The following is a 22,425-nucleotide window of genomic DNA, read 5'->3' on the forward strand; positions in this document are numbered from 1 at the left end:
AAAATTATAGGAGGTTAATATTATGATTAAAGAAATTGAAACCCGTAGAAGTATAAGAAAATATAGTAATAAACCAGTAGAAGATGAAAAAATTCTTCAATTAATTGAAAGTGCAAGAATTGCCCCATCAGGTAGCAATACGCAACCTTGGCATTTTATTATAGTCAAATCAGAGTCGACTAGACAAAGATTAGGAAAAGCGTCTCACGACCAAAAATGGATGAGTACTGCTCCAATTCATATCGTATGTGTGGCAGATATACGTGCAAGAATAAATGATGATATAGACATAACGCTAGATGAGAATAGTCCGCAGCCAGAGCTTAAGCTTATAATTAGAGATGCAACCATTGCAATAGAACATGTAGTGCTTGAAGCTGAAAATTTAGGATTAGGTACTTGCTGGGTTGCGTGGTTTGTTCAGGAAGATATCAGACCAATATTAAATATACCTTCGGACAAATATGTAGTAGGTATTATTCCTGTCGGCTATGCAGATGAAACACCAAAACCTCGTCCACGTAAGAAATTTGAAGATATAATACACTATGAAAATTGGTAGAAAGAAACCTTTATCAGTTTAGGTTAAAGGTTGCACCGCTAAAGGAAATGAAAAAATGAAGTAGACTTTAAGCTTGTTGAGCATAAGGTATGTAAATGATATAATGTAAATAAAAATTAGTAGCTTTGAGATAAAAACACGATTCGGTTGGTAGTCCGAATGCGGATAAGTCCGTCAGTAACCTGCCCTCCTGGGGTTGTCCCTTCTCTGTTTAAGCTAAATAACAGGAGGATAAAAATGATTAAACTGACAGTTTTTTTTGATGATCCATTTTGGGTAGGAGTTTTTGAAAGATTTGAGGAAGACAAACTTGAAATTTGCAGAATAGTTTTTGGGCAGGAACCTAAAGACAATGAAATATATGAGTTTATCTTGAAAAACTTTTATAAACTTCAATTTAGCAATTCTATATCAGTTGATGTAAAAGCAGAGACTAAAGTTAATCCTAAAAGAATGCAAAGAAAAGTTAGACGAGCTTTACAGGAGAGAGGTATTGGAACGAAGGCACAGCAAGCATTAAAACTTGATTGTGAAACTAGAAAAATCGAACGCAAAATGTTTTCAAAGGAAAAACGTGAGAGAGAAGAAGAAATTAAATTTCAAAAGAAACAAGAAAAGAAAAAGCAGAAGAAAAAAGGTCATTAATAAAGTGAAAAACACTTAGGGAATAAAACATCCTTAGGTGTTTTTATCTATAATACTAAAATCTTATGGGGAAATTATGATTTTCTTAATAAATCTTAAGATTTATTTGTACAGATATTTAAGAATTCACATCTAAAATAGTAATTAGAAATTACGTGTGAGGTGAATTTGATATGAAAAAAATTAGCAAGTTTTTAGTAATAGCAGTTTGGACCACATTGATATATATTTTTTACAAACTTAATCTATTGAATGGAGATATGGGTAATTTAAATGAGTTTCTTGACAGTTTTGGCGACTATAAGATAATACTATTTATTACGCTATCAACCATACGGGTAGCTGCTTTAATCCCTAGTGTAGCATTTATGATTTTAGGTGGTATTATGTTTAATCCACTAGAAGCTTTTGCTCTTACCTTAATTTCAGTTATACTTAGTGAAAGTATTATATATGTAGCATCAAAGGCTCTAGTTAGCTCAAGTATTCAAAGCTATTTAGTTAACAAATATCCTAAACTATACAACCTATTACTTAAAAATAGTACGAGAATTTTAGCAATTGGTATATTGTGTCCATTAGCCCCCTCCGATGTAGCTTGCTTTTTAGCTAGTTCTGCAGGGGTAAGCTATAGAAAGTTTATCCTCACAGTGGTACTAGCAAATATGCCACTGATGTTATTGTACAGTTTTCTTGGAGGCAGTATTTTATTTCCTAACAATAACACCATAGTAACTGGGGTAATTATTTTAATTATAACTATATACTCAATGTGGCTATGGAATAAGGAGCAAAAACAATGTAAATCAATCTAGATAAAAGGTCCAAATTTTGGATCTTTTTATTAATTTCTAGAAACATTAGAAAAACTTTAAATAAATTTAAGAATTCTTAAGGAATTTTCTAATGGAAATTTAATATTCGTATCTTATACTAAGCCTGTAAGTGAGTTTAAACAGATAGGCAGTTATAAATTGCTTATCTGCTAAAGAATACAGGGGGGTTAATATGAAGTGGATAAAATTTTTGATAGAGTATGTTAAATCACCAAGAACTGTAGGAGCTGTAGCACCTAGTTCAGAAAAGCTTGCGGATAGAATGATTAATGATATAGACTTTAAAAATGCAAAATGTATTGTGGAATATGGTCCAGGTACGGGAGTTTTTACAGACAAGCTTGTAAAGAATAAAGGAAAAAACACAATATTAATATTGCTTGAATATAATAAAGAGTTTTGTAAAGAACTAAAAGAAAGATATAATAAGTATGATAATATATTAATAATAAATGATTCTGCACAAAATATAGATAAATATCTAGAGAAATATAATATTGAAAAAGTGGACTATGTAGTTTCAGGGTTACCTTTTGCCAGCCTACCTAAAAAGGTTTCTAGTGAAATATTGAAGAAAACTAGAAATATATTAAGAAATGGTGGATTGTTTATTACATTTCAGTATACTCTGTTGAAGAAAGAGTATATTTCCAGTTACTTTAAAGATATAGATTATGAAAGGGTTTTACTTAATGTTCCACCAGCATATGTTTTAAAGTGCCAAAATGTTTAATTTGAAAGGGGTCTGATTATGCCTAATAAAATACTTATAGTAGATGATGATGCGGAAATAAGAAAGGTTATAAGTATATATCTAGAAAATGAGGGCTTTGAAATATATAAAGCAGAAAATGGACAGGAAGCTCTAAAAATAATTGAAGAAAATGAAGTGGATTTAGTGCTTCTAGATATAATGATGCCTGGAATGAATGGCTTAGAAGTATGCATGAAAATTAGAGAAAATAATGTAATGCCAATAATATTTTTATCAGCAAAATCTGAAGACATGGATAAAATCCAAGGATTGACTTCTGGCGCGGACGATTACATTACAAAGCCTTTTAGTGCAATGGAACTTATAGCTAGAATTAAGTCTAATCTTAGAAGATATAAGAAATATACTACTGCTGCACAAGTGCGTAAGAATGTTATCGAAATTGGCAACTTGACTATAAACACAGATTCCAGACAAGTATTTATTGGAGACAAAGAAGCTAGGCTTACTCCAAAAGAGTTTGATATTTTAGAGCTTTTAGCGAGGAATAAAGGAATAGTTTTCAGTATAGAAAAGATTTATGAAAGAGTATGGGGAGAGGAGTTTTATAAATCCGATGGTACGGTTATGGTCCATATAACAAAGATAAGGGAAAAAATAGAGGAAGATCCAAAGAAACCTATTTATATTAAAACGGTTTGGGGAGTGGGCTATAAAATATGAAGAAGTATATATTTACTAGAAGTCTTGGTTTTAAATTTCTGGCGAAAGTAGCGTTGAGTTTTTTTCTGGCGATAGTAGTAGCAGAAACATATGCCAGACTTTTTAGTAATCCATATATTGAATATAATCGAGCAAATATGAGTCTGACTATTTTTAATATTTTAGTTTTTGGATTGTTTATAGTAACTTGTAGTACATTCGTTTTGGTATTTCTAGTACTAATTAATAAGGAAATAAAGTATATTAAATATATTGCTAAACAAGTTAAGTTTATTGCGAATCAAAGCTTGGGTTTAACACTCGAGGTTCGTGGTAATGATGAGCTATCTGAACTATGCGCTAATATAAACTCCATGTCTAAAGAATTAAAAGATAAATTTGAAAGAGAAAGAGAACTGGAAAAAACTAAAAATGAACTTATTACTAATGTTTCTCATGACTTAAGAACTCCTCTTACATCTATAATAGGCTACTTAGACTTTTTAAAAAATGGAACATTTAAAAGTGAAGAAGAGCAAAAAGAATATTTAAACTCTGCTTATAATCTATCTACTAAACTAAAAGGGCTTATAGACGAATTATTTGAATATACAAAGCTATCAAGCAATGAAGTGCAATTAGAATTTGTGAGTGTGAATATATGCGCTATTTTAAACCAACTTTTAGGAGAATATGGTCCTATATTAGAAAAAAAAGAGTTGAGGATTATAAATAATATCCCTGATAACAATCTAAATGTAAAAGTAGATATTGAAAAGATTGTTAGAGTATTTGAAAATATATTAAGTAATGCAGAAAAATATAGTTACAAACCTTCGGATATAGTGATAAATATGGAGAAGAAAGAGGAATATATTGTAATATCTTTTTCAAATAAAGGTGAGCATATTTCAAAAGAGAAAATAGACAAGATGTTTGAAAGATTTTATAGAATTGATCCTTCACGCTCTAACAATGTACCTGGGTCTGGATTAGGATTAGCTATCTCTAAAAAAATAGTTGAATTACATAGCGGACAGATATGGGCTGAAAGCAATGGAGACATAATTACTTTAAAAGTTAAATTAGAATTAAATAAATAGATATTTTACTTAGGATTAATGAGGATAAATAAGTGGCACAGCCTGCCGAAACTAAAAGAGTTAATTGGAGAAGAAGGTATGGATATAGATATAAGAGTATTAGATAAAAATGAAAGAGCACCTTATGATTTGCTTTTATTAGCGGATCCATCAGAAGAAGCGGTTAGAGATTATATAGTTCGAGGGATTTGTTATATAGCTTGTTATAAAGAACAAATTGTTGGAGAATATGTTCTAATAAAAACAAGACCTTTAACAATGGAACTTGTAAATATTGCAGTAGATGAAAAATACCAAGGGAAAGGTATAGGTAAAAAACTTATACTGCATGCAATAAATAAAGCAAAACAGGACAATATAAAAGTCTTAGAGGTAGGAACAGGAAACTCAAGTATAGATCAATTAGCATTATATCAAAAGTGCGGCTTTCGTATTACTGGAATAGATAGAGATTTTTTTAAAATTCACTACAAGAAAAGAATTATAGAAAATGGCATTGAATGCATAGACATGATTAGATTAAGTATTGAATTATAGGGTTTCAATAAGAGGATAAATCTTTTAGATTATCCTCTTAAATTTTAAGTATATTTATTTAACTATATCTTTTATAACTAAATATAGCATCAAGAAGTACTATTTAGCAATTAAAATCTGTTTATCAGTCATTATTGATAATTGTAATATTAAAAATATATGTCCATTTTTTACAAAATTTGATATAATGAAATTTAAAATATAAAAAGGGGTGATGGATTATGTTTAAACATATTATTGACAAGGAATTAGAACTAAAACTTTTGGATAACTGTGATAGGGATGAACTATTTGCATTAATAGATTCTAACAGACCTCACCTAAAGCAGTGGCTTCCTTGGGTAGATGGAACTAAGAGCAGCGAGGACTTAAAGGGATTTATAGATTCAACTAAACAGCAGTACATAAACAACAATGGATTTCAATTATCTATATGGTATAAGAGGAAGATAGCAGGTGTAATTGGGTTCCATAGTGTTAATTGGTCAAATAAATCTACAAGCATTGGTTACTGGCTTGGAAAAGAATTTGAAGGAAAGGGTATTATGACAAGAGCATGTACAGTTTTTGTAGATTATGCATTCAAGGAGTTGAAACTAAATAGAGTAGAAATTAGATGTGCTGAAAATAACTATAAGAGCAGAGCTATTCCAGAGAGACTAGGATTTAAAAATGAAGGAACATTAAGGGAATCTGAATGGCTATATGATCATTTTGTTAGCCATATTGTTTATGGTATGCTTAAAGATGAATGGAAGCTTTAATATGAAAAAGAGTATTTTAATTATAGATGATGATATTGAACTATGCAGATTACTAAAAAAATGCATGGAAACGGAAGGCTATGAGGCGGAAGTTTGCCACACTGGAATAGAAGGCTTGAAGCTAATTAATAATCACGACTACCATTTAATTATATTAGATGTTATGATGCCAGAGATGGACGGTATTTCTACTCTAACAAACATTCGAAAAAGCAAAAACACTCCAGTATTAATGCTCACTGCAAAGGGCAACGAAATGGATAAAGTTTTGGGACTGAAATCAGGAGCAGATGACTATATAACAAAGCCTTTTAGCTTGTCTGAGTTAATCGCTAGAGTGCAATCTTTAATTCGTAGATATGTAGTACTTGGTGCTGCTCCTGAAAAGCCTAATTGCATGACCTTTGGCTCACTTGTTATTGATCCTGCACATATGCGTGTGACTTATAATGGTGAGGATCTTGGCCTTACTGGAAAAGAATATGATTTACTGTACTTTTTGTCCTCTAATCCTGGACAAATTTTCACTAAGAAACAGATATACCAAAATGTATGGCAAGATGAGTATGCTTATGATGATAACAATATTATGGTGCATATTAGAAGGTTGCGTAAAAAAATTGAGCCAGACCCAGAAAATCCAATATATATTATAACGGCTTGGGGTATGGGCTATAAGTTTAATGGAGATGCAGGAAATGAGTAGTGAGAACATATGGCTTATCATTATATTGATTATAGTTTTAACTTTTTTTCTTTATCGTGAATATAAGTACCGCTACCGCATTCGAGAGACTTTGAGTGTTCTAGAAGATATTATTGCAGGTAATGAAAACTGTAAAATTCATGTTGGAGCAAAGGAGCCAATTGCTCCTTTGGTATTTAAAATCAACCAACTGGTAGACTACTATCAAAAGGATAAAATAAATTCGCTTAGGGCAGAGCAGGCAAGAAAGCAGATGTTGTCTAATCTATCCCATGATGTGCGCACGCCCTTGACATCGGTTCTAGGATATTTAGATGCACTATGCGATGGAGTGGCTGGCGAAGAAGCTGAGGAATACTTACATATTGCTAAAAATAAGGCTTATGCACTAAATGAATATATTGATGAACTCTTTACTATTGCTCAAATAGATGCTGATGAAGTACAACTTGTTTTTGAACAAATTGATTTACTTGAGCTGCTACGAAGTGAGCTTATAGGTTGGGTACCAAGGTTGCAAAAAGAAAAGGTAACTCTTGAGGTTCAAATTCCCGATGAGGAGTATTTTGTAATAGGAGATCAACATGCATTAATCAGGATTTTTAGCAACTTGCTTCAAAATGCTTTTCGTTATGGAATGTGTAATCACTTTGTGGGAGTATCTGCATGGGCAGATGATAATAATGTCTATTTTGAGGTGTGGGATAAGGGACCTGGACTTTCTCAAGATGAAATGGCAAGAGTGTTCGAGCGCCTTTATAAGTGCGATTCTTCAAGATCGACGAAAGGTCATGGCCTGGGACTTGCTATAGCAAAGGAACTTGTACAGAAAATGAAAGGAACTATTTATATGGAAAGCACTCCTTATATTAAAACCCTTGTTCGAGTTTCTCTACCAAAAAGTAAGAAAAAGTAAGAAATACGTAAGCTGTATGTCAGAACTATTAGGTAGAATAAAAATATAGTTAGGCATATTCAGAAAATAACTAGCCTGTATGCTAGCCTGCTTGGCTAGTTGTTTTATTTGTATGTCTTAAATAGCAAGTAGAACAAGGAGCGATAGGGATGCAAAAGTGGATTTTAGAAACCAAAGAACTTACTCGAAAATTTGGTAATCAAACAGCAGTAAATGCTATAAATCTTCATGTTCCTAAAGGACGTATCTATGGTCTTTTAGGTCGTAATGGTGCAGGTAAAACTACCACATTACGTATGATTATGGGATTAGTGAAGCCTACATCAGGAGAAATTGAAATCTTTGGAAAGAATGCACAGCAAAGTGCAAAACAAGTTTATACTCGTATTGGATCAATTATTGAAACACCAGGATTTTATCAGAATCTCACAGGTAGTGAAAATCTTGAAATATTAGCTAGGCTTAGAGGAATTCACCGCTCAGATGCGGTGCAGTACGCTCTCTCAAGAGTTGGTCTTAATAAAGAGCCGCGTAAAATAGTATCTCAATATTCTTTAGGAATGAAGCAGCGCCTAGGAATTGCTGCTGCTATTATGCATGAACCGGAATTATTAATTTTAGACGAACCAACAAACGGTCTTGATCCAATTGGAATACAGGAAATGCGAAACTTTCTTGTCAGCTTATGTGAGGAAAAACATGTAACTATTATTATTTCAAGTCATATCTTAAGTGAAATTGAACAGTTGGCAAATAACATTGGGATTATTCATGAAGGAAGGCTGCTGGAAGAGATTACATTAGAAGAACTTAGAAAGAGAAATCGTAAGCATGTAGAGTTTCAAGTGACTAACGATAAGAAGGCAGTTATGCTTATGGAGAGGCACTTTGGGATTAGTGATTATGAAGTTCATGAAAAAGGAAATATCCGTGTATATTCGCACCTAGGAGAGCAGGGAAAGCTTAACAAAGTGTTTGTGGAGAATGATATCGAAGTATTAAAGATAAATACCAGTGAAGATAAATTAGAAGATTACTTTGTAAAATTGATAGGAGGTGGCACTATTGGTTAATTTACTATATACAGAAATATTAAAGCTTAAGAGATCGAATATGTTTTTAATCAGCATTGTTGGAGCAGCAGTAGCCCCTTTTATGTGCTTTATAGGGTATTTAATGAAGAAAACTGAAAGACCAGATATACCTATTCAGTTTAATGAGTTTTTTGTAGATACTAATTTGTATGTTGTGTTGCTAATTGGGGTCCTCCTATATGGAGTAATTACCTCTTATCTATTTAATAGAGAATATGTAGAAAATACATTGAAAAATGTATTAACTATACCTGTATCAAAAATAAGCATTATTATAAGTAAGTTGGCTCTATTGTTGATTTGGATTATCACGTTAACTGTAGTTTCTTGGGGACTGACTTTAATTTTGGGACTAATAGGATCCTTTGAAGGCTTGAACACTATAGTATTGATAAAATCTTTTAAAGAATATATTATAGGAGGTAGCTTGCTTTTTTTACTGTCAACCCCAACTATATTTGTAACACTACTGTTTAAGGATTACGTGCCAGCTATTGTATTTACTATTGCTGTAACCATGGTAAATGTACTGATTTCAAATTCGAAATATAGTGTTTTATATCCTTGGTCAGCAGTACTTGTTGTAGCAACAAATGGTTTTCGTCCAGAATATTCTCCAATATACTCGTATATTTTTATTGCTGCTACATCTATTATTGGATTTGCGGCAACTATAATCTACTTTAAAAATGTGGATGTAAAATAATAAATTTAGAAAAAGGTGATTAGATGGAAACAATATTTTTAATAATAAAATCTATAGTACTGGGAATCGTGGAAGGTATAACAGAATTCTTACCAGTATCTTCAACAGGACATTTGGTTATTTTTGAGAATTTAATGGGTTTTAAAGGAACAAATCCAAGCTATGTCGAAATGTATACGTATGTTATACAGCTTGGAGCAATACTTGCAGTGGTTATACTTTATTGGAGCAAAATAAAAGATACTCTTGTAAATTTCTTTCCACAAAAGGTTGGATATGAAAAATCAGGATTTAAATTTTGGTTTATGATATTTATTGCCTGTATTCCAGGAGGTGTCTTTGGAGTACTACTTAATGACTTAGCTGATAAGTACTTATTTACACCAATATGTGTAGCTATAACTTTGTTTTTAGGCGGTATATGGATGATATATGCTGAAAAGAAATTTAGAAATAATAATTCAAGGGGACAAGAATTAAATGTTACAATAAAGCAAGCTTTGATAGTTGGATTATTTCAATGTTTAGCTATAATCCCAGGAATGTCACGTTCCGCTTCGACAATTATAGGTGGATGGGTATCAGGACTTTCTACTGTTGCAGCTGCCGAATTCTCATTCTTTTTAGCAATTCCAGTTATGGTAGGAATGAGCTTTTTAAAGATCTTAAAGGTTGGTGGGATAGCTACTCTTACGTCTCCAGAAATAATCTCTCTTGCTGTAGGCTTTTTAGTTTCATTCATAGTAGCTTTAGTAGTAATTGATAAGTTTATTTCATATTTAAAGAAAAAGCCAATGAAGATATTTGCAATATATAGAATGATATTTGCGGTTATAGTTTTATTGGCTGGAGTTAAAGGTGTGTTTTAGTAAAAACGCACCTTTATAAAAGACATAGATAGAAAGGCTGAAAGATGGGCACAAGGGAAATAAGTTGTGCCCTATTTTTTCTATATTACGTTCAGATAGATATCTATGATAGTAAGGAGAAGTTATAAAGGATAAGGAGGATAAAAAATGTCAGAAAAAATATTAACAATGAAATTATCAAAAGAAAAATATGGAGTTTGTAGACTCAATAAAACTGAATTAATTCCTGAATGGGCAAAAGATAGCGAATTTTTTTCTATAACGAAAACATTAGATGAATTGTCAATTGTATGTGCTCAGGATAACATTCCCCATGATATAAAATGTGAAAAAGATTGGAGAGCTTTAAAGGTTGAGGGGCCATTAGATTTTTCACTAATAGGAATCCTTTCTTCAATTAGTACAATATTAGCACAAAAATCAATAAGTATATTTGCTATTTCCACCTATGATACAGATTATATTCTTGTTAAAGATAAAGATATAGATAATGCTATAGAGGAACTGATTAATGAAAGATATGAAGTTATAAAATAAAATGTGATGCAGAGCTTAGTAATGAGAATCGACTTTGGTTGAAGGATATTAAGAATTGTTGTGGAATATACATAGAATAACACATTCTAAATATTAACACTATTTAGAATTTTCAAGGGGGTATGGTAAAGGTGGATAAAAGAAAAATATTCCTGACAGTTAACGAATTAAAGCCAAAGATGATAATTGCAGAGGAACTTAAATTTAATGGTTTAGTTTTATTAAATGAGGGAACAAAACTGACTGAAACCATGATTAATAAGTTACAGAAGATATATTTCTATAGTAGAGTTGCGGTGTATAGTGACCAAGAAGAAGTGCTTGAATTCTATAAAAACAAGACTGTAGAAGAAATAGAGGAGAGCTTTAATGCTCTTTCAATTGATGTAAAAGCGATACTGAGCAATATAGAAGATACTATAAAAACTAATTTTCAAGAAATAGAGGAATTTGCTCGAAAAATTAAAGATGAGTTAAGATCAACAAGGTCTGTTATAAAAAATATAGTACTTATAGGTAGTGGAGAAGACGCTATATATAGGCACTCTGTAAATGTAACAGCTTTAAGTGCTGTTTTGGGAAAATGGCTTGGATTCAGTGAAAGTGATATAAATTTACTAAGTTATGCTGCAATTTTACATGATTTCGGAAAAACAAAAATAAGCAGTAAAATATTAGATAAAGTTACGCCTTTAACTGAAGAGGATTGGAGGAAAATAAAATCTCACCCAAGCTTAGTATATAAGTATTTAAAAGCTGTACCTTCTTTAGATACCTCTATACTTTATGGAGTACTTATGCATCATGAAAGATTAGATGGTAGCGGATATCCCTTAGGAATTAAAGAAGATAGAACTCACCCCTTTGCCAAAATAATTGCAATTGCAGATACCTTTGATGCAATTAACTCTAACAGGATATATAGAAAGAGCCAAGGGCCTTTTGAAGCACTGGAAACACTTCAAAAAGAAAGCTTAGGGAAATTAGACTATGTATATTGCAAAGTATTTATAGAACATGTAATAAATTTTCTTATGGGAGAAAGCGTTTTGTTAAATACAAATAAGATATGTACGGTAATAGGAGTTGACGCAAATGATATTTCACGTCCGCTTTTATTTGATGGAACAGATTTCATAGATTTAAAACAACGAAAGGATATTTATATAAAAAAGCTAATAATATAGTTGTATATGGATAGATATGAGCTGATGATATTTCCTAAATCATTGGCTCTTTTTATATAGAATTATGTAAAATTATGGTTTATAATCTATATATAGATTATAAGGGGGATATTTTTATGAGGGAAAGCAAAATAAATAATTACAATCTTTGCTATGAAAATTTATGTGCAGAATTTGATAAATATGATCCAGAAGAAATGGCTATAAGAAGCGGTGCTTACTACGATTCTGAAAAACAACAGCTTATTTTAACCTATTTCAATAGAGAATATTTAATTTCCTATCCAAAGGGAACTGTTACATTAAAAGAGAATGCACAAGAAAACTTCTCTAAAGGTGATAATAGAAAGATAATTGACAAAACGGTAATTCTTAGCTATCTTTATCGATGTACTAAGAGCAATTTGACAAACAAATGGGTGCCCTTCAGAGAATTGGAGGGAGTTGGTCATGCTTATGATGGCTTTGCTCTTCAGGGGATAAATAAATTAGCAAAGTTTTTTGGCAATAAAGGAGATCTTTTTTTAAAAGCCGGTCTTAAACTAGGCGGAAAAAAATTCACCTCTGGAGATGTAGGCTTAGAAATTAACGTATTACCTAATGTTCCTATGGCCTTTATTTTATGGCTAGCAGATGAGGAATTTGAAGCAGAAGCTGCTATTCTTTATGATTATTCAGCTACGAAAGAACTTCATGTAGAAGACTTAGCTGGGTTATGTTCTATGGCAGCTGATGAGTTAATTGGAGCCGCTAAGAAAATACTTGAAATAGAGGAGTTATAAATAGATATGAATTCAGAAGAAAATTATAAATTATATTTAAATTTATTATAAGGAGTTATTTATGAAAAAGAAAGTGACTTTTATTGTTTTTCCAAATTATGCAGAACAGAAACCATTCAAAAGTCCTTACAAATAATTATTATGATTAAGTTCGAAATATTCTTATATGACGAATTATCAACAAATCATTAATAAGTTATAATTAATTGATATAATATGGTGAAGAATGTGATAGTAAAAATAACTGATTTGAGGACATAGATTACAAAGGAGAAATTAAATGATTTTAGAGGTAAGTTTGTTTGAAAAATTAATTGTTCTAACAATAATTATTCATATAATTGATACTTTAGCTTATTCCGTTAGATTAAACTCTGTAAAAAGTGGGAACTTTGCATTATCACTTTCATTATTTAATCTGATAGTGTTAATTTCAAGAACAGCTAATATGCTTCAAGGGCCATTAATTGGAACAATGATTGATGACAGTATAAATATTAAATATAATCCCATTAATGAGGTTAGATATGTTATTTTAGCAACAACAGCTGGAACATTAATAGGTATTGTACTTATACCTACATTTTTAAGGGTATTCTCAAAGTTAGTTTCAAAGCTTGAGGAAACCGGCTCTATACCTAGTTTAGTTGTGCAATCTTTAAGTATAGCTAATATAAAACGTGTTGCAAAGAATGCAGTAATGCCGCGAAAAAATATGATTAGTGACTTAAGATACAAAAATATACCTAAGAAACTATTATTATTGAATGCATTAATTACAGGTATATATACAGTTGGAGTATTAGCTGCGTATTATGCATCAATTTATGCTCCGGGTAAGAGATTAGCTATAGCAGCATCCTCGGGAATGATTAATGGGATTGCAAGCATATTATTAACTATTTTTATTGATCCAAAAGCAGCAATAATAACAGATGAAGCATTTAGAGGAAAAAGAGAATATGGGGATGTAAAAACTTTAGTTATAATGCTTATAGGAACAAAGTTAATAGGAACGCTAATAGGTCAATTATTGTTGATTCCGTCTGCAAAGTTTATAGTTTATTTCTATAAATAAAGAAATATATACGCAAAAGGAGATGTTGCATCATGTATTTAGTTAGTTCATGTCTAGCTGGAGTTAATTGTAGATATAATGGAGGAAACAGTGAGCATAGAGCAATATTAGAATTGGTGAAGAAGGGAGAGGCTATAGCTGTATGTCCAGAACAGTTAGCAGAATTACCTACTCCAAGGCCAAGCTGTGAAATTGTTATAGACGAAAGTGGAAATAAAAGAGTAATTAGTAAAGATGGTCAAGATTTTACTAAAGAATTTATTGAAGGAGCAGAAAAAACATTAGCAATTGCGAAAATTATAGGTATTAAAAAAGCAATATTACAGTCTAAAAGTCCTTCATGTGGCTGTGGACTTATATATGATGGAACATTTTCAAGTAAATTAATAGAAGGAAATGGCTTAACTACAGAAATGCTCATTAAAAATGATATAGAAGTGTATACAGAAAATAATTTAGATAAATTAGGATTGCAGCTTAAAAAATAATTACTCTAGCTTAAATTGCCGAGGATTTAATTTACAAGATACCGAATTATTCAGAAGTGAGTTTTTCGGTATTTTTAGTTACAAATAAATGAAGATAATTTATTTGCTAAATATGACATACAGGATTATTTTAATAGAAAAAATAGAATAAAAGTATTTACTATATTAGTAAAATAATTTTAATAATAAAGTTGAATTTTCAACTATATTATGATATTATAAATATAATCTAGTTGAAAGTTCAACTTTATTTATTAGGAGTGATGATGGGCTAAAGATTTTGATATCTATATTTTAAGAGAAAATGTTAAAAATAACTGGAAAGAAATAAAAAATTTTTAGGAGTGATTATTGTGATGCGAAAAGCGGTTATAGAGGATATAAAAAATGTTATGGAAATTATAAAGGAAACTATTGTTGAGATGCATTCTTACGGAAACTATCAATGGGATGAAAACTACCCTCAAGAAAAAGACTTTCTAAATGACATTCAGAAAGGTGATCTATTTGTGGCAGAAAGAGAAGGCAAACTAGTAGGTTTTGTATGCATTAATAAAGTAGAGCCAGTTGAATATAATGGATTAAATTGGTCATTAAATGATAATGTCATGGTTGTTCATAGAATGGCTGTTAATCCAGCTTACAGAAAAAATGGAATTGGTACAGAACTTATGAAATTCGCTGATGAATTAGCTTTAAAGAATAATATAAGGTATTTAAAAACAGATACCTATTCATTAAATTCAAAAATGAACAGACTATTTGAAAAATGTGGGTACAAACTTGTTGGAGAGATGAGTTTTTTAGGAAAAGAAAAGCCATTCTATTGTTATGAAAAAGTATTAAATGAATCTAAATAGCTTATAGCTTAATAAGCTTGTATTTTGAAAGGCGCTCATAAATTGAATAGTTATTTTAGTGTTATAAATCAAGTTGGAATTTTATCATTGATAATGGGGGTTGGTCTTTTAGCAAAACGAAAGAATTTAATTAATGATGAACTAAGCAGAGGATTATCAGCAATACTGGTTAATATTGCATTGCCATCATTAGTTATAGGAGCCTTTATTGTAGATTTTTCCTATGAGCTACTGAACAATATGATAAGAATTTTTACCATATCTATCTTGTTTCATCTTGTTATCATATTATTAAGTAAGATTATCTTAAAAAAATATAGTATAGATAAGCAAAAAATATTAGGATTTATGTTCATATTTCCCAATAGCGGAGCAATGGGAATGCCTCTAGTATACGGATTGTATGGCAAAATAGGAGTCCTTTATTTATCAATTTTTTTAATTCCCTATCAAATACTCTTTTGGACCTATGGTGAAGGTCTCTTCTCCAATGAAAAAGAAAATATTAACATAAGAAAATATTTAAATAATCCCAATATAATTGCTATAATAATTGGTTTATTTATATTTATTTTCGCTATAAAGATTCCTTTTATAGCGAAAGAAGCACTTGGAGATATAGGCTCTATTACCATGCCTTTATCTATGATGATAATCGGAGAAAAAATTGGTTCTCTAGAGTTTAAAGAAATTATATTGGATAAGGATGTGTATTTCTGCTCATTTATTAGGCTTATAATTGCTCCAATTTTAATGTTTATCATAACAAGTTTCTTTAATGGAACACCTTTAATCAAAAATATCTGTATAGCAGCAGAGGTAATTCCAACAGCTACAGTTTCAGTATTATTTTGTGAAAAGTATAATGGGAATACTACTTTAGCATCAAAGTGTATTTTGACTACTCATATTCTATCAATAGTTACTATACCAGTGATGCTTATGTTTCTTCGATTTAGTTAAATATTAATGTAAATGCCCTTTATAGTAGGGCATTTATTTTTTATATTATAACAAAGCATAAAGAAATAATAAGGTTAAGCTTGAAATTTGCTTTAAGTTATTTGTATAAAGATGTAATATATATAGAAAATTAAGTTAACTTATACTATACTATAGTATAAGTTAACAATTACAGTATTTATTTGATCATAAAAGCTCGGTGGATATGGCAATCTTTGTACAGAAATGAAAGATTATGATTTATTACAATACTATTATGCAAATTATTTATTCAAACCTATATTAATTAGAGGATGGTTGAAGAATGAAAGTTGATTTAAGTAAAATAGTTAATAATAAAAAAATTACGGCTTTAGAAGAGCAAGTACTTAAATATATAATTAATAATATTGATTCTGTGATGGATATTGGTGTCAGGGGAGTTGCAGCTGAAAACTATACATCTACATCTACAATTATGAGGCTTGCGAAAAAATTAGGTTTTACGGGATTTATTGATATGGTTTATAATATTATGCCTCTGGTAGATGGTAATAATACTGGAGTTGTGAAAAAATCGGAAGCTCTAATAGGTACAGACATTAATTTTTTATATAAATATATAGATGATGAACATGTACGAAAATTTATAGAATTGTTATCAAAGGGGACGAGGAAGTATATTTTTATTTATGCCAGGGGCTTCTCTAAGATAACTGGAGAATATTTTAATAAAAAGTTGCTAGGCATAGGGATAAAAAGTATATTGATAGATTCTATAGGTAGTTTTGAAAACAACTTAGAAGACATGGAAATGCTAATAGTAATATCAAAATCCGGGGAGACTAAAGAGGTATTAGATAAGGTTCAAGTAGCAAAAAAGAAAAATAAATTAGTTGTTTCTTTTACTAAAGAAGTTGAAAACAGTATTTCAACACTTTCTGATATTTCTTTTAAGATATTTGATATGCACAAATTAGATGATAGCAATTTACTACCTAACTCATTTTTTGCTAATATGCTTATGTTTATGGAGTACTTAATTTATAGATACTATGAAGAAACAAAAAAAGGGAATAATAATGATGAATAGTCTAATTTGAGGAACCTGTTATCTTTTATGATAACAGGTTTCTTACTGCTTGAAATCTATTTCGAAAAGATGAAAACGTATATATAATGAAGCTGTAAAAGGAATTAAAGTAATTAAAGCTGTAAAAAATTTAGTAGTTAAGAGGTGAAAATTATGAAGGATAAGATTATGAATGCAATGCAAAGATTCTCAAAGGCTATGTTCATTCCAGTGTTGATACTTCCAATAGTAGGTATACTAATAGCATTTGGGAATATACTAACAAATGCTAAATTAGCTCAATATGCACCATTTCTAAAAAATAGTTTGATATTTGGATTTGGTAAAATACTTTCTGGATCCTTAGTGCCTATATTGGCAAACTTAGGAATAATATTTTGTGTAGGATTGGCAGTGGGACTCGCAAAAGAGAAGAAGGCAGAATCTGGTTTTACATCGGTTTTAGTTTATTTCATATTTAATAATGCTATGAATATATTCCTTAACTTATCAGGTAAGCTGGTTCCGATTGATAAATTAAGAGGCTCTGGTCAGGCAGTTGTACTTGGAACTCAAGTTTTGGATATGGGAGTTTTCTTAGGAATAATTCTAGGTATAGTAGTAGCTTATGTTCATAACAAGTATTGCAAAAAAGAATTTAATGGAGCTTTCCAAATATATGGAGGTTCAAGATTAGTATTTTTAATATTAATTCCAGTAGTAGTTATATTAGCAGTTGTACTTTCCTATGTTTGGCCAACAGTGCAGTTTGGAATATCAAGCTTAGGATACTATATACAGAAAACTGGTAACTTCGGAATATTCATGTATGGAATGTTAGAAAGACTTCTAATTCCAACTGGACTACATCATTTAGTTTACACACCATTCCTATATACTCAGCTTGGAGGAATAGAAACTGTAGGAGGAAAAGTGATAGAAGGGGCAAGAAATATTTACTTTGCACAAATTGCAGATCCTTCAATTAAGGTATTATCTAGTACAGTTATATGGGATGCCAGAGGATTATCAAAAATGTTTGGCTTAGTTGGAGCTTGTTTAGCACTTTATCATACAGCAGATGCTGATAAGAAAAAGAAAGCTAAAGCAATACTTATACCAGCAGCGGTAACATCAATAATAGCAGGGGTAACAGAGCCTATTGAGTTCTCATTCCTGTTCACAGCACCAATATTATTTGGAGTGCACGCAGTATTAAGCGGACTTGGAATGGTAGCTTTAAATATATTAAATGTAAGAGCAATAGCACCTAACGGATTTATAGACTTCTTACTATATAACCTACCGTTAGGCATAACAAAAACAGGATGGCCTATGTTTATCTTAGTAGGTATTGTACAATTTGTAGTTTACTACTTAGTATTTAGATTCTTAATAGTTAAATTTAATTTAAAAACTACTGGAAGAGAAGACAGTACTGAAGAAGTTAAACTTTACAGCAAAAATGATTATAAAAATAAAGTGTCAGCAGAAAAAGGAACTGAAGGAAAAGCTTCAGGTAATGGAGCTTTAGAAAATGAAGCACTTATAATAATAGAAGCCTTAGGTGGAAAAGAAAATATTAAAAAAGTAGATAACTGCTATACAAGGTTAAGATTGATTCTTGAAGACACATCAAAGGTTGATGAAGGTACACTAAAAGGAACAGGAGCAGCAGGTGTAATTAAAAAAGGCGAAAATGTTCAAGTGATTTATGGATTACAGGTAACCAGAATTAGATCTATGGTAGATGAAGCACTAGGAATTGTAGGAGAATAATATTAATTAGAGGAAAGAGGTAATATATATGAAAAAACATTCTATTGTTATTGCAGGAGGAGGAAGTACTTTTACTCCAGGAATAGTTATGATGCTATTAGATAATGTACACCGTTTTCCAATTAGAAAATTAAAATTATATGATAATGATGCCAATCGTCAAAGTGTTATTGGTGAGGCTTTAGATATAGTATTAAAAGAAAATGCACCTGATATTGAATTTTCTTATACTACAGATCCAGAAGAAGCGTTTACAGATGTAGATTTCTGCATGGCTCATATCCGTGTAGGAAAATATGAAATGCGTGAAAAGGATGAAAAGATTCCTCTAAAATATGGAGTAGTTGGCCAGGAAACTTGTGGACCAGGAGGAATTGCCTATGGAATGAGAAGCATTGGAGGTATGCTAGAGTTAATAGATTTAATGGAAAAGTATTCACCAGACTGTTGGATGCTGAACTACTCTAATCCAGCTTCTATTGTTGCAGAGGCTTGCCGTAGATTAAAGCCAAATTCAAAGGTTTTAAATATCTGTGATATGCCAGTAGGAACTCTTCGTCGTATGGCTGGTATTGTGGATATGGAGCCAAGTGACTTAGAAGTTAAATACTTTGGATTAAATCATTTTGGGTGGTGGACTAGCGTTAAGGATAAACAAGGAAATGATTTGACAGATAGAATTAAAGAGTATGTTGCAGAAAATGGATATTTAACAGTAAAGGAGGTAGAAACTCAACACACTGATCCAAGCTGGCAGGAGACTCATAAAAAGGCAAAGGATTTATTAGCAGTAGATCCACAATTTTTACCTAATACTTATTTAAAGTATTATCTATATCCAGATTATGTTGTGGAGCACTCTAATGCAGAATATTCTAGAGCAAATGAAGTAATGGACGGAAGAGAAAAAGATGTATTTAGTGCAGCAAAAGCTATTGTAAAAGCTAAAACAGCGAAAGGTGGAGAATTCCATATTGATGCTCATGCAACCTTTATCGTAGATCTAGCTAGAGCAATTGCTTATAATACACATGAAAGAATGTTATGCATAGTGGAGAATAAGGGCGCAATTGCTAATTTTGATCCAACTGCTATGGTTGAAGTACCATGTATTGTTGGATGTGATGGACCAGAACCTTTAGCACAAGGAGAAATCCCACAATTTCAAAAAGGGTTAATGGAACAACAGGTATCAGTAGAAAAGTTAGTTGTTGAAGCATGGATAGAAAAAAGCTATCAAAAATTGTGGCAAGCATTTACTTTGTCTAAAACTGTACCAAGCGCTAGAGTTGCTAAACTATTATTAGATGATCTTATAGAAGCTAATAAGGGCTATTGGCCGGAATTAAAGTAGAGGTTTATATGTTTAAGAATTTATTTAAGAAAAACAAGAATAAGATATTTTATGCTTTTGTAGATGGCGTAAGTGTTGATTTAAGTGACGTTAATGACGAAGTATTTTCACAAAAGATGATGGGAGAAGGAATTGCTATTAAACCAAGTGATAGTAAAATATATTCTCCTTGTGATGGAACTATTGTTGCAGTTATGAAAGAAAGTAAGCATGCAGTTGGTATCAGAACAGAAGATGGAATAGAACTTCTTATACATGTAGGGATTGACACTGTAACTTTAAAGGGTGAAGGTTTTGAACTACATTGTGGAGAAGGGAAAACTGTGAAAAAAGGTGATCTTCTTCTAAGTTTTGACAGAGAATTTATTAAACAAAAAGAATTAGATGATACTACTATGCTAGTAATTTCAGAACTTAACAATCATAAAATTGTAAGTTTTAATACTGGTGTGAGTATGAAAGCTAAAGAAGGAATCTTGCTAGAGTATAACTAGCTGAATAATAATTACATTGAAAGCAAGCTTCACTTTTAGGTGGAGCTTGCTTTTATAGGAGGATAATATGACCATATTAGATAAAATAATTAAAAATAAAATAGTAGCTGTTATAAGAGGGAACAACAAAGAAGAAGCAGAGGCAATAATTGAAGGAGCTATTGAGGGAGGCATAAAGATAATAGAAGTTACTTACACAAATAAGGACGCTTCACAGATTATTAAAAGCTTAGTGAATAAATATGATGATGTAGTCATAGGCGCAGGAAGTGTTTTGAATATAAATACTGCAAGAGAGGCAATTGAAGCAGGGTCACAATTTATAGTGGGACCTAACTTCCACAGTACTATTAATAAATACTGCCAGGATAAAAAGGTAGATTATATACCAGGATGTTTTACCCCAACAGAAGTAGCAAATGCATTAAATGAAGGTGTAAAGCTCATAAAATTATTTCCTGGCGAAGTATTAGGTCCTAAATATATTAAAGCTATAAAAGCACCCATTAAGGATGTAAGAATAATGGTAACTGGCGGAGTTAATCTTGAAAATATAGAAGAATGGTTAAACAGTGGGGCAGATGCTCTAGGAATAGGAAGTATACTTACTTCTGGCACAAATAATGAACATGAAAAAATTGTGAGTAGTGCAAGAAGCTTTGTAGAGAAAGTTGTAGGTGAGAGATAGTGGGAAAGTTTCTTTCAATAGGTGAAATACTTATAAGATTTACTCCAAGGGCTTTTGATGTGTATGGTAACAATAATGAATTAGAATATTTCTTTGGAGGGTCAGAGGCTAATATAGCTTCTACACTTTCTTCTTGGAATATTCAGAGTTCAATATTATCTGCTCTTCCGGATAACACATTATCAAAAAATATAAAAAGATATTTTAGAGGATTAGGAGTAGATGTAAGCAATATAGCAACAAAGGGAAATAAGATAGGTTTCTATTTTCTAGAAAGAAGTTCAGGAGTTAGAAACAGTAGTGTTATATATGATAGAAAGCACAGCAGCTTTTCAGAGTTTAATATTGAAGATATCAATATTTCTAAGGTTTTAGAAGAAGTAACTTGGCTTCATTTTAGTGGAATTACCTTAGCTGTAGGAGAAAACTCTAGAACTTTAGTTAAAGAAATAGTAAAGGAGGCTAAAAAGAGAAATATATTTATAAGTATAGATCTAAACTTCAGAAGTAAGATGTGCAGTACCATAGATGCTAAAAAATATATGACAGAGCTTGCACCTTATGCTGATATGTGCTTTGGCATAGAGCCTATAATGGTTAGTGAAAAAGATATAGAGATGTTTGATAGAGAAAATTCTAACAAAGAAGATATATTTGCAAGAATGAAAGAATTAAAGAATAAATTTGGATTTAAATATATATTTCATACAGAGCGTATAAACGATAAAGAAGACAATAATACCTACTACGCTTATGGCTTAGGAGAAAGCTTTGAAGAGTCAATAAAGGCAACTACGAAAATGATTGAGAGAGTAGGAAGTGGAGATGCCTTTGTAGCTGGAGTAATTTATTCATTAATGAAGAAGAAAACCTTAAAGGAAGCCTTAGATTTTGGAGTGGCATCAGCTACTTTAAAGTGCACAATAAAAGGCGACAGTATGTCAGTAGAACTAAGGGATGTAGAGAAAATAATATCAGAGAAAAATATTATAGATAGGTAGGGGAGAAA

At 31.2% G+C, this 22,425-nt stretch carries 26 protein-coding genes; all 26 read left to right on the top strand.

What is annotated here, in order from left to right; translation table 11 throughout:
* The first annotated feature begins 22 nt into the window (after nucleotides 1–22).
* The 26 genes from ACZ5N4_RS04780 to ACZ5N4_RS04905 all read left to right on the top strand — a co-directional run bounded on the left by ACZ5N4_RS04780 (nucleotide 23) and on the right by ACZ5N4_RS04905 (nucleotide 22,417).
* A complete protein-coding gene (locus tag ACZ5N4_RS04780) occupies nucleotides 23–562 on the top strand; it encodes a nitroreductase family protein (RefSeq protein WP_464207636.1) in 540 nt (179 codons plus the stop codon).
* Between the two features lie 237 nt (nucleotides 563–799).
* Entirely contained in the window at nucleotides 800–1,207 is a 408-nt protein-coding gene (locus ACZ5N4_RS04785) for a YjdF family protein (protein WP_464207638.1), read from the top strand.
* Nucleotides 1,208–1,380: 173 nt separating this feature from the next.
* On the top strand, nucleotides 1,381–2,022 hold the full coding sequence (locus ACZ5N4_RS04790) for a TVP38/TMEM64 family protein (RefSeq protein ID WP_464207640.1): 642 nt from the start codon (nucleotides 1,381–1,383) through the stop codon (nucleotides 2,020–2,022).
* 193 nt (nucleotides 2,023–2,215) lie between these two features.
* Nucleotides 2,216–2,776, top strand: a complete 561-nt coding sequence (locus tag ACZ5N4_RS04795; protein ID WP_464207642.1) for a class I SAM-dependent methyltransferase — start codon at nucleotides 2,216–2,218, stop codon at nucleotides 2,774–2,776.
* A gap of 18 nt (nucleotides 2,777–2,794) precedes the next feature.
* Nucleotides 2,795–3,481 (top strand): response regulator transcription factor, encoded by a 687-nt coding sequence (locus ACZ5N4_RS04800; protein WP_464207644.1) that lies wholly within the window; start codon nucleotides 2,795–2,797, stop codon nucleotides 3,479–3,481.
* Entirely contained in the window at nucleotides 3,478–4,563 is a 1,086-nt protein-coding gene (locus ACZ5N4_RS04805) for a sensor histidine kinase (RefSeq protein WP_464207646.1), read from the top strand. Before ACZ5N4_RS04800 ends, ACZ5N4_RS04805 begins: the two co-directional genes overlap by 4 nt.
* A gap of 78 nt (nucleotides 4,564–4,641) precedes the next feature.
* Nucleotides 4,642–5,100, top strand: a complete 459-nt coding sequence (locus tag ACZ5N4_RS04810; protein ID WP_464207648.1) for a GNAT family N-acetyltransferase — start codon at nucleotides 4,642–4,644, stop codon at nucleotides 5,098–5,100.
* Between the two features lie 221 nt (nucleotides 5,101–5,321).
* The gene (locus tag ACZ5N4_RS04815) at nucleotides 5,322–5,864 is read left to right on the top strand and encodes a GNAT family N-acetyltransferase (protein WP_464207650.1); all 543 of its coding nucleotides are present in this window, start codon (nucleotides 5,322–5,324) and stop codon (nucleotides 5,862–5,864) included.
* A gap of 1 nt (nucleotide 5,865) precedes the next feature.
* On the top strand, nucleotides 5,866–6,570 hold the full coding sequence (locus ACZ5N4_RS04820; protein WP_464207652.1) for a response regulator transcription factor: 705 nt from the start codon (nucleotides 5,866–5,868) through the stop codon (nucleotides 6,568–6,570).
* 91 nt (nucleotides 6,571–6,661) lie between these two features.
* Nucleotides 6,662–7,486, top strand: a complete 825-nt coding sequence (locus ACZ5N4_RS04825; protein WP_464207654.1) for a sensor histidine kinase — start codon at nucleotides 6,662–6,664, stop codon at nucleotides 7,484–7,486.
* A 149-nt stretch (nucleotides 7,487–7,635) separates the two neighbouring features.
* A complete protein-coding gene (locus ACZ5N4_RS04830) occupies nucleotides 7,636–8,559 on the top strand; it encodes an ABC transporter ATP-binding protein (RefSeq protein WP_464207656.1) in 924 nt (307 codons plus the stop codon).
* Nucleotides 8,552–9,286 carry an ABC transporter permease gene (locus tag ACZ5N4_RS04835; RefSeq protein WP_464207658.1) on the top strand — a complete coding sequence of 245 codons (735 nt, stop codon included), beginning with the start codon at nucleotides 8,552–8,554 and terminating at the stop codon, nucleotides 9,284–9,286. The genes ACZ5N4_RS04830 and ACZ5N4_RS04835 overlap by 8 nt, the downstream gene beginning before the upstream one ends.
* A gap of 23 nt (nucleotides 9,287–9,309) precedes the next feature.
* Complete coding sequence (locus ACZ5N4_RS04840) at nucleotides 9,310–10,155, top strand: undecaprenyl-diphosphate phosphatase (RefSeq protein WP_464207660.1); 846 nt, start codon at nucleotides 9,310–9,312, stop codon at nucleotides 10,153–10,155.
* 147 nt (nucleotides 10,156–10,302) lie between these two features.
* Nucleotides 10,303–10,692, top strand: a complete 390-nt coding sequence (locus tag ACZ5N4_RS04845; protein WP_464207662.1) for an ACT domain-containing protein — start codon at nucleotides 10,303–10,305, stop codon at nucleotides 10,690–10,692.
* 122 nt (nucleotides 10,693–10,814) lie between these two features.
* Nucleotides 10,815–11,879, top strand: coding sequence for an HD-GYP domain-containing protein (locus ACZ5N4_RS04850; protein WP_464207664.1), 1,065 nt, complete (start codon nucleotides 10,815–10,817; stop codon nucleotides 11,877–11,879).
* Between the two features lie 116 nt (nucleotides 11,880–11,995).
* The gene (locus tag ACZ5N4_RS04855; protein ID WP_464207666.1) at nucleotides 11,996–12,661 is read left to right on the top strand and encodes a DUF3786 domain-containing protein; all 666 of its coding nucleotides are present in this window, start codon (nucleotides 11,996–11,998) and stop codon (nucleotides 12,659–12,661) included.
* 280 nt (nucleotides 12,662–12,941) lie between these two features.
* Entirely contained in the window at nucleotides 12,942–13,739 is a 798-nt protein-coding gene (locus ACZ5N4_RS04860) for a lipid II flippase Amj family protein (RefSeq protein WP_464207668.1), read from the top strand.
* Between the two features lie 32 nt (nucleotides 13,740–13,771).
* Entirely contained in the window at nucleotides 13,772–14,227 is a 456-nt protein-coding gene (locus tag ACZ5N4_RS04865) for a 2-thiouracil desulfurase family protein (protein WP_464207670.1), read from the top strand.
* A gap of 356 nt (nucleotides 14,228–14,583) precedes the next feature.
* The gene (locus ACZ5N4_RS04870) at nucleotides 14,584–15,087 is read left to right on the top strand and encodes a GNAT family N-acetyltransferase (RefSeq protein ID WP_464210831.1); all 504 of its coding nucleotides are present in this window, start codon (nucleotides 14,584–14,586) and stop codon (nucleotides 15,085–15,087) included.
* A gap of 42 nt (nucleotides 15,088–15,129) precedes the next feature.
* Nucleotides 15,130–16,050, top strand: a complete 921-nt coding sequence (locus ACZ5N4_RS04875) for an AEC family transporter (protein WP_464207671.1) — start codon at nucleotides 15,130–15,132, stop codon at nucleotides 16,048–16,050.
* A gap of 304 nt (nucleotides 16,051–16,354) precedes the next feature.
* Nucleotides 16,355–17,122, top strand: a complete 768-nt coding sequence (locus ACZ5N4_RS04880; RefSeq protein WP_464207673.1) for a MurR/RpiR family transcriptional regulator — start codon at nucleotides 16,355–16,357, stop codon at nucleotides 17,120–17,122.
* A gap of 153 nt (nucleotides 17,123–17,275) precedes the next feature.
* Nucleotides 17,276–18,880, top strand: a complete 1,605-nt coding sequence (locus tag ACZ5N4_RS04885) for a PTS transporter subunit EIIC (protein ID WP_464207674.1) — start codon at nucleotides 17,276–17,278, stop codon at nucleotides 18,878–18,880.
* A 28-nt stretch (nucleotides 18,881–18,908) separates the two neighbouring features.
* Entirely contained in the window at nucleotides 18,909–20,234 is a 1,326-nt protein-coding gene (locus ACZ5N4_RS04890) for a 6-phospho-alpha-glucosidase (protein ID WP_464207676.1), read from the top strand.
* Nucleotides 20,235–20,242: 8 nt separating this feature from the next.
* A complete protein-coding gene (locus ACZ5N4_RS04895; RefSeq protein ID WP_464207678.1) occupies nucleotides 20,243–20,728 on the top strand; it encodes a PTS sugar transporter subunit IIA in 486 nt (161 codons plus the stop codon).
* 67 nt (nucleotides 20,729–20,795) lie between these two features.
* Complete coding sequence (locus tag ACZ5N4_RS04900; protein ID WP_464207679.1) at nucleotides 20,796–21,416, top strand: bifunctional 2-keto-4-hydroxyglutarate aldolase/2-keto-3-deoxy-6-phosphogluconate aldolase; 621 nt, start codon at nucleotides 20,796–20,798, stop codon at nucleotides 21,414–21,416.
* Entirely contained in the window at nucleotides 21,416–22,417 is a 1,002-nt protein-coding gene (locus tag ACZ5N4_RS04905) for a sugar kinase (RefSeq protein WP_464207681.1), read from the top strand. Before ACZ5N4_RS04900 ends, ACZ5N4_RS04905 begins: the two co-directional genes overlap by 1 nt.
* Nucleotides 22,418–22,425: the final 8 nt, after the last annotated feature.

The organism is Clostridium nitrophenolicum (assembly GCF_055391695.1).

Excerpts from the sequence above, each read along its gene's own strand:
- ACZ5N4_RS04780 (WP_464207636.1), top strand. The coding sequence starts at position 23 with ATGATTAAAGAAATTGAAACCCGTAGAAGTATAAGAAAATATAGTAAT.
- ACZ5N4_RS04785 (WP_464207638.1), top strand. The coding sequence starts at position 800 with ATGATTAAACTGACAGTTTTTTTTGATGATCCATTTTGGGTAGGAGTT.
- ACZ5N4_RS04790 (WP_464207640.1), top strand. The coding sequence starts at position 1,381 with ATGAAAAAAATTAGCAAGTTTTTAGTAATAGCAGTTTGGACCACATTG.
- ACZ5N4_RS04795 (WP_464207642.1), top strand. The coding sequence starts at position 2,216 with ATGAAGTGGATAAAATTTTTGATAGAGTATGTTAAATCACCAAGAACT.
- ACZ5N4_RS04800 (WP_464207644.1), top strand. The coding sequence starts at position 2,795 with ATGCCTAATAAAATACTTATAGTAGATGATGATGCGGAAATAAGAAAG.
- ACZ5N4_RS04805 (WP_464207646.1), top strand. The coding sequence starts at position 3,478 with ATGAAGAAGTATATATTTACTAGAAGTCTTGGTTTTAAATTTCTGGCG.
- ACZ5N4_RS04810 (WP_464207648.1), top strand. The coding sequence starts at position 4,642 with ATGGATATAGATATAAGAGTATTAGATAAAAATGAAAGAGCACCTTAT.
- ACZ5N4_RS04815 (WP_464207650.1), top strand. The coding sequence starts at position 5,322 with ATGTTTAAACATATTATTGACAAGGAATTAGAACTAAAACTTTTGGAT.
- ACZ5N4_RS04820 (WP_464207652.1), top strand. The coding sequence starts at position 5,866 with ATGAAAAAGAGTATTTTAATTATAGATGATGATATTGAACTATGCAGA.
- ACZ5N4_RS04830 (WP_464207656.1), top strand. The coding sequence starts at position 7,636 with ATGCAAAAGTGGATTTTAGAAACCAAAGAACTTACTCGAAAATTTGGT.
- ACZ5N4_RS04840 (WP_464207660.1), top strand. The coding sequence starts at position 9,310 with ATGGAAACAATATTTTTAATAATAAAATCTATAGTACTGGGAATCGTG.
- ACZ5N4_RS04845 (WP_464207662.1), top strand. The coding sequence starts at position 10,303 with ATGTCAGAAAAAATATTAACAATGAAATTATCAAAAGAAAAATATGGA.
- ACZ5N4_RS04850 (WP_464207664.1), top strand. The coding sequence starts at position 10,815 with ATGGTAAAGGTGGATAAAAGAAAAATATTCCTGACAGTTAACGAATTA.
- ACZ5N4_RS04855 (WP_464207666.1), top strand. The coding sequence starts at position 11,996 with ATGAGGGAAAGCAAAATAAATAATTACAATCTTTGCTATGAAAATTTA.
- ACZ5N4_RS04860 (WP_464207668.1), top strand. The coding sequence starts at position 12,942 with ATGATTTTAGAGGTAAGTTTGTTTGAAAAATTAATTGTTCTAACAATA.
- ACZ5N4_RS04865 (WP_464207670.1), top strand. The coding sequence starts at position 13,772 with ATGTATTTAGTTAGTTCATGTCTAGCTGGAGTTAATTGTAGATATAAT.
- ACZ5N4_RS04870 (WP_464210831.1), top strand. The coding sequence starts at position 14,584 with ATGCGAAAAGCGGTTATAGAGGATATAAAAAATGTTATGGAAATTATA.
- ACZ5N4_RS04880 (WP_464207673.1), top strand. The coding sequence starts at position 16,355 with ATGAAAGTTGATTTAAGTAAAATAGTTAATAATAAAAAAATTACGGCT.
- ACZ5N4_RS04885 (WP_464207674.1), top strand. The coding sequence starts at position 17,276 with ATGAAGGATAAGATTATGAATGCAATGCAAAGATTCTCAAAGGCTATG.
- ACZ5N4_RS04890 (WP_464207676.1), top strand. The coding sequence starts at position 18,909 with ATGAAAAAACATTCTATTGTTATTGCAGGAGGAGGAAGTACTTTTACT.
- ACZ5N4_RS04895 (WP_464207678.1), top strand. The coding sequence starts at position 20,243 with ATGTTTAAGAATTTATTTAAGAAAAACAAGAATAAGATATTTTATGCT.
- ACZ5N4_RS04900 (WP_464207679.1), top strand. The coding sequence starts at position 20,796 with ATGACCATATTAGATAAAATAATTAAAAATAAAATAGTAGCTGTTATA.